This is a genomic window from Achromobacter seleniivolatilans, assembly GCF_030864005.1.
Classification (GTDB): Bacteria; Pseudomonadota; Gammaproteobacteria; order Burkholderiales; family Burkholderiaceae_B; genus Achromobacter; species Achromobacter seleniivolatilans.
Genome location: NZ_CP132976.1, coordinates 377,575 through 391,518 on the forward strand (window position 1 = coordinate 377,575; position 13,944 = coordinate 391,518).

Here is a 13,944-nt window from a genome sequence, read left to right on the forward strand (position 1 = left end):
CAGTCAAAGATGACCGCCGTATGGCAGCAACGCAGAATTGTATTGCAGCGCTGCGGCCGCGGGCAGGAAAAAGCGGCTGCGGACTGTATCAGCCCAAGGGGGCTTTCTGCCCCAGTATCCGGCCTGCCGCCACCACGCCCCACCAAGAGGCTTCCTCGAACACCGAGTAGCCCGACAGGTCGGCATGTGCGAACAGCACAGGCCCATCGATCTCGCGCAAGGCGGCGAGTCCGGGGTTGGACAAATAGCCGCACAATGGCGTCGCCATGGCGTGGCCGCGCACGGTGATGTCCAACTGGCGCGCATTGCGCCAGAACTCACGGCCATAGGCGGCGATCAGGTCGGCGCTGGCTGCGTCGCGCAAGGCCTCGGGGCTGGCGCTGGACAACCATTGCCGTGCCGCCTGCGGAGTTTGCCCGCTTGACGCGTGGTATGCCGTGAAGACCGTGCGCGGGGAACGGGCGACGCGCAGCAATTGGTGGGTGGATACGACATAACCCAGCGCCTGGCCCTGGTAGACGACGTTATCCCACGACAGCGGTTCGCCGGGCGCCTCGATGGGATACCCCTGAAGCACGAAGTTGGACACCAGCCATGGCGCGTGCGCCGAGGCATGCACGGCCGGGTCGTAACCATAGGCCCGGATATCCGGCAGGATGCGCTGCGCCACGAACAAAGGCATGGCGCAAACCGTGCGGCGGGTTTGCACGGTGTAGGACGTTGGCGCGGCGCCCGCAATCGCGTCAGACTTCAGGCAGGTCACCTGGGGTCCGGCTGGAGTGTCTGCGACGCGCACGGCGGTTCCGTCGATGAGCCAGTCGGCGTGGCCCAGCTTGTGCGTGATCGCGCTGCGCATGCGCTCGGCCAGCACGGACAGGCCGCCGGGCCAGGTCAGCACAGCGCCTTCGCCCGCGTTTGCGGCATGGCCGTCCCGGCTGGCAAAGTAATGCAATCCCGCCCACGCCGACACCACGTCGTATTGCGCGCCGTAATCATCGCGGCAGCAATAATTCAAATACCAGTGCAAGGCGGGCGAGGTATAGCCTTCACGGTCCAGCCATTGCTTGAACGTAATGGTGTCCAGCACGCGCCACTGCGGGTCGCGCGAAGACAGCGCGATCGGGATGCTGAAGACTTTGCGCCCGTCGCTGCCGGTCTGCGTATGCAGACGATCGATCAAGGTCAGAAATTTCTGATGTTGCTGGATGTCCGCGTCCGGCAGCCCCGTCATGGGCAGCAGGCCTTCTTCCCAGTGGCCGTTGCGCAGCAGCCGTTCCTGCGGCGAATGCACCAGGATGGATTCGTCGTAATAGGGGCGGGCGTCGCCCGCGCCGCGTTCGATGATGCCGAAGTCCGACAGCATCTCCCGCACATGGGTGGATGCCAGCGACGGCAGGGGCAGGTAATGGGCGCCCAACGGGTAGTCCAGTTCGTCACGCTGCCCGGATGCGGCGTTGCCTGCGAACTCCGGACCCTGCACCACGACAAAATCCTTGTAGCCTTCACGCGCCAGTTTCCAGGCGCACGACAAGCCGGCCACGCCCGCGCCAAGAATGGCGACTTCGTGCTGGTAATGGGCCGATGGCGCGGGCAGCGCCGCGCCATCGCGCAAGGCGTGACCCGCTTGCATGCCTGGATAGTGAACGTCCGGCGTGGTTTCAATAACGCGCGAGCGGTAATAACCCGCTGTGCCTGCCACGGCGGCCGTGGCCGCGCCCAGAAGAAAGCTGCGGCGGCGCATCAGCGGATGACCTTGCGCCAGTCCTCGTCGAAGTAGCGCACCAGCGACTGCTCATTCAAGCGGTTGGGCGGCATCGCCAGCGCCGGCATGTCGGCGGGGAAATGGAACAATTCTCGCGTGGTCGCCGGGTCCAGGTAGCGCGTGGGCACGGTGATCTTGTCGGGCGGTGTGTAATCGCGCCGTTTGCTGGCCAGGATGAAGCCCCAATCCCCGAACGACGGCACATAGGTGTGGTACGGCCAGGTGTTCAGGCCGGCTTCCTTCAGGGTGGCGTCCACGCTCCAGAACGAACGCGGCGCGAAATAGGGCGAGGTGGACTGAATCACCATATAGCCGTTTTCGGCCAGGTGCCGCGCCATCAGGTGATAGACCGGCACGGAATACAGCCGGCCCAGTCCAAAATTGGACGGATCGGGAAAGTCCACCACGATGAAGTCGTAGACCTCGGCATGGGTTTCCAGCCAGCGCCCGGCGTCGTCATTGATGACGGTAACGCGCGGGTCTTTCAACGAGCCCTGGTTCAGCTGGACGAGCGGTTCAGAGCGCGAGAACAGACCGGTCATGGCCGGGTCCAGGTCCACCAGCGTGACGTGTTCGATGTTCTTGTATTTCAGGATTTCGCGCACGGCCAGACCGTCGCCGCCGCCCAGCACCAGCACGTTGCGCGCCCAGGGCAGGGTTTGCAGACCAGGATGCACCAGCGACTCGTGATACCGGTGTTCGTCGCGCGACGAGAATTGCAGGTTGTTATTGATGTACAGCCGCAGATCGTCGTGCCACTTTGTCACGACCAGCCGCTGGTAGGGCGTGGTTTCGGCATGCACGACATCGTCGCCATACAAGCCTTTTTCGGCCCACGATGTCATCGCGGTGGAATAGATGAAGCCCAAGGCCAGGAAGCCGATCACCACGCAGGCGCGGATGGCTTTTTCACCGGGACGGCGCACCTCGGCGCGAAACAGCCAGGTGGTCCATAGCGCGACGCTGGCATTCAGGATGCCAAACAGAAAGCTGGTGCGCAGCAGGCCTAGTTTGGGCGCCAGCAGCAAAGGAAACACCAGCGACACCGCCAATGCGCCCAGATAGTCGAAGGTCAGCACGCGGCTGACGATCTCGCGGAATTCGGCCTTGCGCTGGTTGAATACGCGCATGACCAGCGGAATTTCCATGCCGACCATCAGGCCAATCACGAATACGCCCACGTACAAAGCGGCGCGGAATGGGGCGGACAACCAGGCAAAAACCAGGAACAGGACCGCGGCGGAAACACCGCCCAATAATGCGACCAAAAGTTCGACGTCGATAAACCGATTCAAAACGTCTTCGTCTTTTACATATTTTGACAACCATGAGCCGATGCCCATGGCGAACAAGTAGCAGCCGATGACGGAAGAGAACTGAAGTATCGAATCTCCCAGCAAATAGCTGGCCAGCGCGCTGCTGATGAGCTCATAGCCCAAACCGCAGGAAGCAACGATCAATACCGATAGGATGAGAACGCGGTCGCGCATAGGGTGTCCGACACGAAAAATGCGTTCGCAGTATATCGAACGCCGCGTATATACTGCGCGCAATTGGGAGGGTGGCAATGGGAGAAGCGATGCATCCGGCGGTGACCTATCTGATCTATATCGTCTCGGCGCTTGTCATGCTGGGTATTTTCACGGCGGTTTACACCACCGTGACACGCTACAAAGAATTCGAGCTGATCCGCGAAGGCAATATTGCCGCCGTGCTGTCTTACGGCGGCGCGCTCGTTGGTTTCAGCTTCACCCTGTGCTCCAGCATTGCCGTGCATGCCAGCTTTGTGATGTTCCTGGTGTGGGGGGCTGCTGCCATGGTGGTGCAGATCGTTGTGTACGCCGTGGTCGCAAAGGCCATTCGCGGCATGCACGAGGCCATCGAAGAAAACAATATCGCCATGGGCGGCCTGATCGGTGCGGTCTCGCTGTCTGCCGGCGTGGTCAATGCCGCCTGCCTGACGTAAGGCAGGCGCGTTGAATCCGATCTGACACAGGAGGACTTTCCATGAGTCTCGGTTCATTTATTCGCAAGCAGTTTATTGACATCCTGCAATGGAATGAGGATCGCGACGGCGTGCTTGCCTGGCGCCATCCGATGCAGGATTTTGAAATCCAGTACGGCGCCAGTCTGACCGTGCGCGAATCCCAGATGGCGGTGTTCGTCAACGAAGGCAAAGTGGCCGACGTGTTCGGCCCGGGCATGTACAAGCTGACAACGCAAACGTTGCCGGTGCTGACTTACCTGAAGAACTGGGACAAGCTGTTCGAGTCCCCCTTCAAGTCGGATGTGATCTTCTTCAGCACGCGCCTGCAGTTGGGCCGCCGCTGGGGCACGGCGCAGCCGGTGACACTGCGCGACAGCGAATTCGGCATGGTGCGCCTGCGCGCCTTTGGCGTGTATTCGTACCAGATCGCTGACCCCGCCAAGTTCTACCGCGAGATCAGCGGCACGCGCGACGAATACACCGTAGACGACCTGGAAGCGCAGTTGCGCAACATGGTGGTCGCGGCCATGACGACGGCGCTGGGCAGCTCCAAGGTGCCGTTCCTGGACATCGCTGGCAATCAGGGGCTGATGTCGCAAAGCATCAGCGAACAGCTTGCGCCGGTGTTTGACCGCTATGGCGTCAAACTGGACAACTTCACGGTTGAAAACGTGTCGTTGCCGGAAGAATTGCAAAAGGCGCTGGATACGCGGATATCGATGGGCATGGCGGGTGATCTGGGCAAGTTCACCCAGTACCAGACGGCCACCTCGATTCCGCTGGCGGCACAGAACGAAGGCGGCATCGCGGGCATAGGCGCAGGCTTGGCGGCTGGCGCAGCGCTGGGCCAGACCATGGCGGCGGGCTTGGGTGTGGGGCTGGGCCAGCCCGCTCAACAACCGGCGGCGCCTCAGCAAACGCAGCAGGCAGCGCCCGCAGCCGCGCCCGACCCGGTCGCGCGTCTGCAACAGCTTAAAGACCTGCTGGATAAGGGGCTGATCACCGCCGCGGACTACGATTCGGCCAAGGCCGAAGTGCTGAAGAAACTTACCAGCTAAGGCCCCATGCAGCAGGTTCTGTGTCCGCAGTGCGGCGCTCCCGTCAAGTTCACGTCCACCGCCTCGGTCATGGCGGTTTGCGGCGCTTGCCGCAGCACCTTGTTGAAGGATGCCGAATCGGTCAAGCGCATAGGCGAGATGGCCGATGTGCTGGAAGACTATTCGCCCCTGTGCCTGGGGGCGATCGGCAAATTCGACAACAAGCGCTTTGATGTGATTGGCCGTATTCAGCTGCGCTTTGAAGAAGGCTTCTGGAACGAGTGGTATGTGTGGTTTGAGGATGGCGCCGACGGTTGGTTGTCGGACGCATCGGGCCAGTATGCCGTCACCCGGCGCCGCAAGGTCAAGTCCACGCAAGGCATGCCCGCGTTTACGGACATTGCGCCAGGCGACGAACTCAAACTGGACGGCCAGCGCTATATCGCGGCCGATGTGCGGACCAGCCGGGCGGGCGGCGCGCAGGGCGAATTGCCGTTTGTGCCAGGCGACGGGTGGGAGGCCAAGACCGCCGACTACCGCAGCCTGGATGCTTTCCTGACGCTGGATTTTTCCGACGCTCCCGAACCCGAGCTGTATATCGGCAAGGCGTTCGACCTGTCTCAGATGCAGGCCGGGTCGCTGCGCACCAACGAGCAGGTCGAAGAAACCGCAGGACGTTTCCGCGGCCAGATCAAGGCGTTGGATTGCCCAAATTGCGGCGGCCCCATCAGTTTTGTGGCGGCGCTGGCCACCAATGTGGTGTGTCCGTCCTGCTCGGCGGCCGTGGATTGCTCGGGGCCGACTGCGGAGGTCATCGAAAAGGCGCGCAAGGTCAAAGCGATCAAGACCACGTTGGCGCTGGGCGCCGTGGCCAAGATCGACGGCGCAAGCTTCACGCTGATCGGCCTGATGAAATGCGCCGACCCGGACCCCGAAGAACCGTCCGACTGGATTGAATACCTGCTCTTCAATCCGGCCAAGGGCTTTATCTGGCTGGTGGAAACGGACGAGGGCTGGGAACGCGTGCAGGTCTGCGACACCTGGCCCAGCTATAACAATGCGACCAGCGTGCGCTGGCGTTCCAAGCTGTACCAAAAACTGTACGACTACACGTCGCGCGTCGAAATGCCTCTGGGCGCCTTCAATTGGCGCGTCAAGGCAGGCGACACCACGAAAATCACGGATTACAAGGCGGGAACGCTTAAGTTGACCCGCGAACTGGGCCAGGCCGAATTGGGCTGGTCGGCATCGGCGCCTGTAGCGCCTGCGCAATTGGCCGAATGGTTTGGCGACGCCCAATTGGCCAAGCAGAAATCGCTGCCGCTTGCGGGTAAATCGGGCGGCTACGGCAAGTGGGCCTGGACCGCGATGATTGCGATGGGTTTTCTGAACCTGAGCAACATCTTCAACGGCCGCTTCATCCCGGTTCTGATCGGGATGGCGTTCCTGTGGATACCCGCCAAGCTGGCGGACAAGCTTTCCGGAAAGGACGAATAGAGCGATGGGCAAGATTCTGTATGCCATCTATGCCATCGTGGTCGTCATGGCCGCGACGGGAGCCAGCTCCCCCGGCGCCCGTATAGCGAGCGGAAGCGGTGGAAGCAGCAGTAGCAGCAGTTGGGGCAGCAGTTCGTCCGGCAGCTCGGGCTGGTCTTCTGGCGGATCGCACAAGTGACGGTTCACGCCACTCCCGGCCGCCACGTGCTGGCGGATTTTCGCGGGATGCCTGCGGCAAGCCTGACCAACGCGCCCAAGCTGGAGGCCCTGCTGATCGCTGCCGCGCAAGCGGCAGGGGCCCAGGTGCTGAGTGCGCATTTCCATCATTTTGGTGAAGGCGCGGGTGTGACGGGCGTCGTGATGCTCAGTGAATCCCACATCAGCATCCACTCCTGGCCGGAACATCAGTTTGCGGCCTTGGACATCTTTATGTGCGGCGCCGCACAGCCCGAATTGGCGCTTGCCTATCTGCAAGCCGCATTGGCGCCGGAATCCGTGCACGTCACCACCGTGGCACGCGGCTGAAACCCGGTTTTTCCTTTTCTTGATATGGCTCAACTTGCGCTGGCACGTCAAATTGACTAGCGTTATATACCTCTATATATTTCGTTGCCAATATTGCAATTCCCGAGGAGAAGACCATGTCCTGCAAACGCTCGTTGCTAGCGCTGTCCCTGGCGCTGTCCGCCGTCTGGGGCGCCGCCGCCCATGCTGGAGATCTGGTGGTGTCCGCCGCTGCCAGCCTGACCAACGCGTTCAAGGAAGTGGCCCAGGGCTACGAGAAAGAACATGCCGGTACCAAGGTCATCCTGAACTTCGGCGCGTCTGACGTGTTGTTGCAGCAGATCGTGAAGGGCGCGCCCGCCGACGTGTTCGCGTCGGCCGACCAGAAGGCCATGGATAAGGCGGTTGAGGAAAAGGCCGTGAAGGCCGCGTCCCGCGTGGATTTTGCCGCCAACCAGATCGTGCTGATCGTGCCAACGGACAGCAAGGCCAACATCACCACACTAAAAGACCTGACGCGTGACGACGTCAAGCGCATCGCCTATGGCAATCCGGCATCGGTGCCGGTTGGACGCTACACGCAAGGCGCGTTGCAGGCGGCCGGCTTATGGGACGCGGTGCAAGCCAAGAGCGTGCTGGCGCAGAACGTGCGTCAAAGCCTGGACTATGTGTCGCGCGGAGAAGTTGACGCGGGTTTTGTGTTTGCCACCGACGCTGCCATCATGCCCGACAAGGTCAAGGTCGCTGTGCGCGTGCCGTCGCAAACGCCAGTCACGTATCCTATCGCCGTTACCGCGCGTGAGACCGCTGCCAAGGAAGCCGCGAGCTTCGTGGCGTACGTGATGTCGCCCGCTGGCCAGGAAATCCTGTCGCGTTATGGCTTTCAAAAGCCCTGAACTCTGTTGAAATCGTAGTCACTGATGAGCGATCCGGTATGGGTGCCCTTGCTGCTTTCTTTGAAAGTGGCTGGCTGGGCAACGCTGATAGCCACCGTGGCCGGCACCGCGGCGGCTTATGGCTTGTCCCGCTGGCGCTGGCCGGGGCGGGACCTGCTGGACGCCATTCTGACTTTGCCGCTGGTCCTGCCGCCGACCGTGCTGGGTTATTACCTGCTGGTGTTGCTGGGGCGGCGCGGCATCATCGGCGAAACGCTGGCCAAGTGGAACATTGAACTGGTCTTTACCTGGCAGGGCGCCGTCATCGCGGCGTCCGTCGTAGCCTTTCCGCTGATATTCAAATCCGCTCGCGCGGCCTTCGAAAACGTCGACAGCCAGCTGGAAAACGCAGCGCGGGTGCTGGGCGTCTGTGAGGCAGGCGTGTTCTTTCGCGTGACCTTGCCCTTGGCCGCGCGCGGTATTGCAGCAGGCGTCTTGCTGGCCTTTGCGCGGGCATTGGGAGAATTCGGCGCCACGCTGATGATCGCCGGCAACCTGCCTGGCCGCACACAGACCCTGTCCGTCGCCATTTATGAAGCCGTGCAGGCGGGGGATGATTCCACCGCCAACATGCTGGTGCTGGTGACGTCGGTGACCTGCATCGCGGTCTTGCTGCTGGCGGGCAAGCTGGTGCCGATAGGCGCGCGCGATCGCAATGGGGGCGGGCGATGAGCGTCAGTATTGATATCCGCAAGCGCATGGTGTCGGGCGACCGGCATTTCGAACTGGATGCGGCGTTTACGTCGGCATCCAAGCGCATCGCCTTGTTCGGGCCATCTGGGGCAGGCAAAAGCCTGACCTTGCGCGCGGTGGCGGGATTGCTGCGTCCCGATGCGGGCCGCATCGAGATCAATGGCCGGGTGTTGTTCGACCAGCAGGCAGGCATCTATCTGCCCGCGCAAGCGCGGCGCGTGGCCTATCTGTTCCAGGATTACGCGCTGTTTCCTCACCTGACCGTGGCGCAGAACATTGCCTTTGGTTTGCGGCGCGGCTGGCTGAACCCGCCCAGACGCGAAGTGGGGCCGCAGGCCAGGCGCTGGGTCGACGCGTTTGAATTGAGCTCCATTGTGGGCAGCTACCCCAATGAAATCTCGGGCGGTCAGAAACAGCGCGTGGCCTTGGCGCGCGCGCTGATGTTGCAGCCCGATATTCTGTTGCTGGACGAACCGTTTTCAGCGCTGGATTCGCAACTGCGCGGCAAAATGCGCCAGGAATTGAACGCGTTGCAGCGGCAGCTGGATGTGCCGATGCTGCTGATCACCCATGATCCGGCGGATGTCGATGCCTTGGCCGACGAGGTTTTTGAAGTGCGCGGCGGCAAAGTGCGCCGTCGAGATGAAGACGTAGGCGTCTGAGCGCAAACCCTGTGGCAGGGTTCGCCCGGCAGATCAGTCCAGCACGCCCAAAATCACGCTGGATGCTTTGAAGATGCCAACGGCTGGCGCGCCAACGCCCAGCGCCAGATCATTCGCGCTTTCATTGGTAACGATGGCCACGAGCGTGGCGCCGCCTTCCACCGCAATCAGAATCTCGCTGTTCACCGCGCCCGGGCGCACATCGCTGATCTTGCCTTCCAACTGATTGCGAGCCGATATCCGCAGACCCGGACCCGGGGCGCCGACAATGACGGACGATGCCTTCACCAGCGCAATCGCTTCTTTGCCGGTTTCCAGGCCCAATTCTTTGGTGCTTTCCCGCGTAATGGTCGCCACGATAGTCTGGCCGCCCGCGATGCGCAGCAGAATTTCGTCATTGACCGCGCCCGTCCGGATCTCAACGACGGTGCCCAGGAATTTATTGCGTGCGCTGGTTTTCAACATAAAACGCCTCATCAGATCGATGTCGCCGCTGGCATCCAGTCCAGCGCGCGTCAGGTTTTCCATGAATTTCCGGTGCTCGGTCTCTAGCGCCCGGAACGTCGCGATCAGGCGGCGAGCGCGGTCTGTCAACTGCGTGCCGCCGCCGCCTTTGCCGCCCGCAGCCCGCACCACCAGGGGTTCGCCCGCCAGATTGTTCATGGCGTCGATGGCGTCCCAAGCCCCCTTGTAGCTCATGCCCACTGCACGCGCGGCAGCAGTGATGGAGCCGGTGGCGTCGATTTGCGCCAATAGGTCTATGCGGTTCTTTCCGCCCCAGGTTTGGGCGCCGGAACGAAACCAGATTGAGCCGTCGAGTTCCAACATGGTCTAGGTATGTGTCAGGGTCGTGATTAACAGCAGAGTGTAATAGACAGGGCAGGGGCGGGCCGCGCGTGGTTTTATGCGATGAGAATGAGATTCTGTTGAAACTTTATAAGCTTCGCGGCACTATGGACGGGCCCTGAGTTCTCGGAGAAATCGACATGAAAGCGTTAAAAGCGTTGAAATGCTTGACGGCTGGTTCCATGACGGCATTGCTGGCGGCCTGCGCCTCTGGCCCCACCGTGAAAGCCGATTACGATCATCAAGCCAATTTCGCTCAGTACCGCACTTTTGGGTATATGACGCCGTTGGGCACCGACAAGGCAGGGTATAGCACTTTGTTGACTGAGCGCCTGAAAGACGCCACGCGCGGCCAGATGGAAATGCGCGGTTATGTCTTCAGTGCGTCCAATCCCGATCTGCTCGTCAATTTCAGCGCCAAACTCCAGCAAAAAACTCAGGTCACGCCGGCGGCTCCGCCGATGGGGCCCTACTACGGCTACCGTTCCGGGTTCTACGGCGGCTGGCCGGGTTATGGTTGGGGCGACGATGTTTATCAATATACCGAGGGAACGCTTAACATCGACTTAGTCGATCCGCGCCGCAAGCAGCTGGTCTGGGAGGGCGTGGCGGTCGGAGAGGTCCAGAACCCCGAAGCCGCTGGCTCTTCGCAGAATGTGGACAAGGCCGTGGCGCAGATCTTTGCCAAATACCCATTCCGGGCCGGCGTTGCCGCACCGCAATTGCCGGACAAAACCAAACCTTAGCCAGAGGTAGCCGCATGACGACTCGCCGCAAAGCCCCGTCCACCGACACCGGCGATACGCCTTCCTACGACACCGTCGCCCTCGTGCTGCAAGGCGGGGGGGCGTTGGGGTCCTACCAGGCGGGCGTCTATCAGGGCTTGCACGAAGCCGGCATACGGCCCAACTGGATTTCGGGTATTTCCATCGGGTCCATCAACGCGGCCATCATCGCGGGTTCGCCTGAAGATGAGCGCGTGGAAAGGTTGCGCGGCTTCTGGGAAAGCATTTGCCGGCCGGCGGGTTTCGGGTCCATCCCTTGGGGTGATTCATTGGCGGGCATGTTCCAGGGCATTCCGTACGGCTTTGGATCGCCCGCCATGAATGGCCAGTTGTCTGCCTTTCAGGCATTGTTCTCGGGCCAGCCCGGCTTTTTCAAGCTGCGGTTCCCGCCGCCCTATATGCTGCATGGTCAGGGCGCGGCCTCTACCAGCTTCTATGACACCGCTCCGCTGGCAGCCACGCTGCGCCAGTACGTAGACTTTGACTTGCTCAATAGCGGCGTGGTCCGCGCGAGTTTTGGCGTGGTCAATGTGCGGACCGGAAACTTCGCCTATTTTGATAGCCTGAAAGACACGCTGCGCCCTGAACACATCATGGCCTCGGGCGCTTTGCCGCCTGGGTTCCCTTCGGTAGAGATCGACGGCGAACACTACTGGGACGGCGGCGTGGTCTCCAACACGCCCTTGGCGCAGGTGCTGACCACCGACAATATGCGCGATACGCTGGCGTTTCAGGTCGATTTATGGCCGGCGCGCGGACCCTTGCCGACCTCGCTCGAAGAAGTGGCCGAACGGCAGAAAGACATTCAATATTCCAGCCGGACGCGTCTGGTCACCGATCAAATGCGGCGCATATTGAAACTACGCCATGGTTTGCAGCGCCTGCTGGAAAAGCTGCCCGAAGCCGATCGCCGGGCGCCTGAGCTGGCCGATATCCGCAGGTTATCCCATACGCCCGCGACCAACATCATCAACCTGATCTACGAATCCAAGCATCTGGAGAGTTTTTCCAAGGACTATGAATTCGGTACTGAGGCCATGCGCGAGCATTGGGATTCTGGTCTGTTGGACATCCGTCAAACGCTGGCTAAACCGGGAATTCTGGCCCGGCCCACTGAAAACAGTTGCTTCGTCACGCATGACATTCATCGCAACAGCAAGCACGCCTGAGCATTGCAGCTAAGACTGGTCTGATAGTTGCCCCAGGACGCCGCCAGGCGCGGGCCGCGACGGTAGTCTTTAGGGACAAACTGCAACCTTGTTCCGGGACGCTGCCGCACGCCCAGTCGCGGCGGTCCTGGTGGAGACCTCGCGATGAATGTTCCCCATCTACCCGCTCGCCTGGCGTTAAACCCGCAGCCGGCAACCCGCCCGCCACGTTCCGCCCCGGCCCGCCTGCCCCTCGATGAGGGCCCCGACCGGATCGACGGCTGGTGGAGCCTGTTGTACCGGGGCTGGACGCTGCTTACCCCCAGCGGCCATCGTGTCGACCTGACCGAAACCGAGCGGGCGTGTTTCGTCTGCCTGTTGAAGAATCCGGGTCAGGAACTGTTGCGCCATGAGCTTTTTGCCATCCGTGCTGGCACTAATATGCGGACACTAAACGTTGCCATCTGCCGCTTGCGCAGCAAAGTTCTGTCAACCGGTTCCCGGCTGCCTTTGCATACCGTACACGGCGCTGGCTATGTGTTCCTGGGTAACCTCAGAGAGCTTTCCAATTGCTAAACCTGTTACTTATTTGTGCCCCCGCGCACGGTTTTCACCGCTGAAAATCCGTGATTTCCCCAATAACTGAGTTACATTATTGGGCTATTCACGTGTCCAGGCTGACGCATGGTTTGTTTTGGTCGCGAATGACCGTCGCGATTGAAGATTGCGCTTACTTGACGCGGTTAACTACGCGGGGGTTTCAATGCGGTTTTCGCCTAAACGTGTTTCAGGTCTGGCTTTTTCCGGTGGCGTCCTCGCGCTGATACTGGCGGGGTGTGGCGAAAAGCCCCAAATGAACCCCGGCATGCCCCAGGTCAGCGTCATTACCGTGCAGCCTGAGCGCGCACCTATCGTCTCTGAGTTGCCTGGCCGCGTTGACGCCGTGCGCGACGCGCAGATCCGCTCGCGGGTCACGGGCATTGTGCAGAAAATCACCTTCGAGCAAGGTGGCGACGTCAAGGAAAACCAGCTGCTGTTCAAGATTGATCCGGCGCCCTACAAGGCGGCTTACGATCAAGCGACCGCGCAATTGAAGCAGGCGCAGGCCAGTCTGTTCAGCGCCAAGCTGTTGGCGGACCGCTACGCGCCGCTGGTCAAGGCCAACGCCGTCAGCAAGCAGGAATATGACAACGCCGTGGCATCGTTCCGTCAGGCCGATGCCAATGTGGCAGCCGCCAAGGCTGCGCAGGACAACGCGGCGATCAACCTGGGTTACACCGACGTCACCTCGCCCATCACGGGCCGCATCGGCAAGCCGCTGGTGACCGAAGGCGCGCTGGTGGAATCCACCTCCGCTACTCAAATGGCAACCGTGCAGCAGCTGGACCCGGTGTACGTGGACTTCACTCAGTCCACCGCCGATCTGGCCTCGCTGCGCCGGGCGTTCGCCAGCGGCCAGTTGCAGCAGGTAGGCAAGGACGCCGCCCGCGCCACGGTCGTGCTGGAAGACGGTTCCGAATATGCTCACCCGGGCAAGCTGTTGTTCACCGGCATTACCGTCGACCCGAGCACGGGCCAGGTGAACCTGCGCGCTGAAGTCCCCAACCCCGACGGCATCCTGCTGCCCGGCATGTATGTGCGCGTGCGGCTGGAGCAGGGCGTGGACGACAAGGCGCTGGTCGTGCCGCAGCAAGCGCTGCAACGCACGGCCGATGGCTCGCAAAGCCTGATGCTGGTCAAGGACAACAAGATCGAACAATTGCCCGTGACCACCGGCGGTTCCCTGAAGAACAACTGGTTGATTACCAGCGGTTTGAAGGCGGGCGACGTCGTCGTGGTGGAAGGCTTCCAGAAGATCCGTCCGGGTGCGCCGGTGCAAGTCAGCCAATGGAATAAAAACGGAGCCCCCGCGAAGGGCGGCCAACCCGCGGCACAACCCGGCGCCAAGCCGGCAGCCCCCGCGGAACCGCCCAAGCCGGCCGAACCTGCCCAGCAGGACAAGGCCGCAGGCCAGAAATCGTAAGCGGCACGCGGCGCGACTTGCGCCGCGTTCCCCTTTGGTGAGCATCGCTTTCAGAGTCAGCCCAC

Annotated in this window: 15 protein-coding genes; 12 read left to right on the forward strand and 3 right to left on the reverse strand. The window is 61.6% G+C overall.

From position 1 onward, the window contains the following. Positions 1 to 88 precede the first annotated feature (88 nt). Both RAS12_RS01715 and RAS12_RS01720 read right to left on the reverse strand, forming a co-directional pair. Positions 89 to 1,741, reverse strand: coding sequence for an NAD(P)-binding protein (locus RAS12_RS01715; protein ID WP_306944774.1), 1,653 nt, complete (start codon positions 1,739 to 1,741; stop codon positions 89 to 91). Then, a complete protein-coding gene (locus RAS12_RS01720; protein ID WP_306944775.1) occupies positions 1,741 to 3,252 on the reverse strand; it encodes a polyamine aminopropyltransferase in 1,512 nt (503 codons plus the stop codon). The genes RAS12_RS01715 and RAS12_RS01720 overlap by 1 nt, the downstream gene beginning before the upstream one ends. Before the next feature lie 89 nt (positions 3,253 to 3,341). On the opposite strand from RAS12_RS01720, the gene RAS12_RS01725 reads away from it, so the two are divergent. From RAS12_RS01725 to RAS12_RS01760, 8 genes are all read left to right on the forward strand, one after another. Further along, positions 3,342 to 3,728: a DUF350 domain-containing protein gene (locus RAS12_RS01725; RefSeq protein ID WP_306951724.1), complete on the forward strand. Its 387-nt coding sequence runs from the start codon at positions 3,342 to 3,344 to the stop codon at positions 3,726 to 3,728. A 41-nt stretch (positions 3,729 to 3,769) separates the two neighbouring features. Further along, positions 3,770 to 4,807, forward strand: a complete 1,038-nt coding sequence (locus RAS12_RS01730) for an SPFH domain-containing protein (protein WP_306944776.1) — start codon at positions 3,770 to 3,772, stop codon at positions 4,805 to 4,807. A 6-nt stretch (positions 4,808 to 4,813) separates the two neighbouring features. Next, positions 4,814 to 6,283 (forward strand): DUF4178 domain-containing protein, encoded by a 1,470-nt coding sequence (locus tag RAS12_RS01735; protein ID WP_306944777.1) that lies wholly within the window; start codon positions 4,814 to 4,816, stop codon positions 6,281 to 6,283. Between the two features lie 4 nt (positions 6,284 to 6,287). After that, positions 6,288 to 6,461 carry a hypothetical protein gene (locus tag RAS12_RS01740; protein ID WP_306944778.1) on the forward strand — a complete coding sequence of 58 codons (174 nt, stop codon included), beginning with the start codon at positions 6,288 to 6,290 and terminating at the stop codon, positions 6,459 to 6,461. Further along, positions 6,458 to 6,808, forward strand: coding sequence for an adenosylmethionine decarboxylase (gene speD, locus RAS12_RS01745; protein WP_306944779.1), 351 nt, complete (start codon positions 6,458 to 6,460; stop codon positions 6,806 to 6,808). The genes RAS12_RS01740 and speD overlap by 4 nt, the downstream gene beginning before the upstream one ends. 116 nt (positions 6,809 to 6,924) lie before the next feature. Next, positions 6,925 to 7,683: a molybdate ABC transporter substrate-binding protein gene (gene modA, locus RAS12_RS01750; RefSeq protein ID WP_306944780.1), complete on the forward strand. Its 759-nt coding sequence runs from the start codon at positions 6,925 to 6,927 to the stop codon at positions 7,681 to 7,683. A gap of 24 nt (positions 7,684 to 7,707) precedes the next feature. Continuing rightward, entirely contained in the window at positions 7,708 to 8,394 is a 687-nt protein-coding gene (gene modB, locus RAS12_RS01755; protein ID WP_306944781.1) for a molybdate ABC transporter permease subunit, read from the forward strand. Then, complete coding sequence (locus tag RAS12_RS01760) at positions 8,391 to 9,077, forward strand: sulfate/molybdate ABC transporter ATP-binding protein (protein ID WP_306944782.1); 687 nt, start codon at positions 8,391 to 8,393, stop codon at positions 9,075 to 9,077. The genes modB and RAS12_RS01760 overlap by 4 nt, the downstream gene beginning before the upstream one ends. Positions 9,078 to 9,110: 33 nt before the next feature. Here the strand turns inward: RAS12_RS01760 and RAS12_RS01765 are convergent, their stop codons facing one another. After that, positions 9,111 to 9,905, reverse strand: a complete 795-nt coding sequence (locus RAS12_RS01765) for a TOBE domain-containing protein (RefSeq protein ID WP_306944783.1) — start codon at positions 9,903 to 9,905, stop codon at positions 9,111 to 9,113. Between the two features lie 158 nt (positions 9,906 to 10,063). Here RAS12_RS01765 and RAS12_RS01770 point away from each other — a divergent pair, with 158 nt between their 5' ends. The 4 genes from RAS12_RS01770 (at position 10,064) to RAS12_RS01785 (ending at position 13,879) form a co-directional block, all read left to right on the forward strand. Then, positions 10,064 to 10,669 carry a DUF4136 domain-containing protein gene (locus RAS12_RS01770; RefSeq protein ID WP_306944784.1) on the forward strand — a complete coding sequence of 202 codons (606 nt, stop codon included), beginning with the start codon at positions 10,064 to 10,066 and terminating at the stop codon, positions 10,667 to 10,669. Positions 10,670 to 10,683: 14 nt separating this feature from the next. Beyond that, a complete protein-coding gene (locus RAS12_RS01775; RefSeq protein WP_306944785.1) occupies positions 10,684 to 11,877 on the forward strand; it encodes a DUF3734 domain-containing protein in 1,194 nt (397 codons plus the stop codon). 144 nt (positions 11,878 to 12,021) lie between these two features. Beyond that, positions 12,022 to 12,432: a winged helix-turn-helix domain-containing protein gene (locus RAS12_RS01780; RefSeq protein ID WP_306944786.1), complete on the forward strand. Its 411-nt coding sequence runs from the start codon at positions 12,022 to 12,024 to the stop codon at positions 12,430 to 12,432. Positions 12,433 to 12,619: 187 nt separating this feature from the next. Continuing rightward, positions 12,620 to 13,879, forward strand: a complete 1,260-nt coding sequence (locus tag RAS12_RS01785; protein ID WP_306944787.1) for an efflux RND transporter periplasmic adaptor subunit — start codon at positions 12,620 to 12,622, stop codon at positions 13,877 to 13,879. Positions 13,880 to 13,944 lie beyond the last annotated feature (65 nt).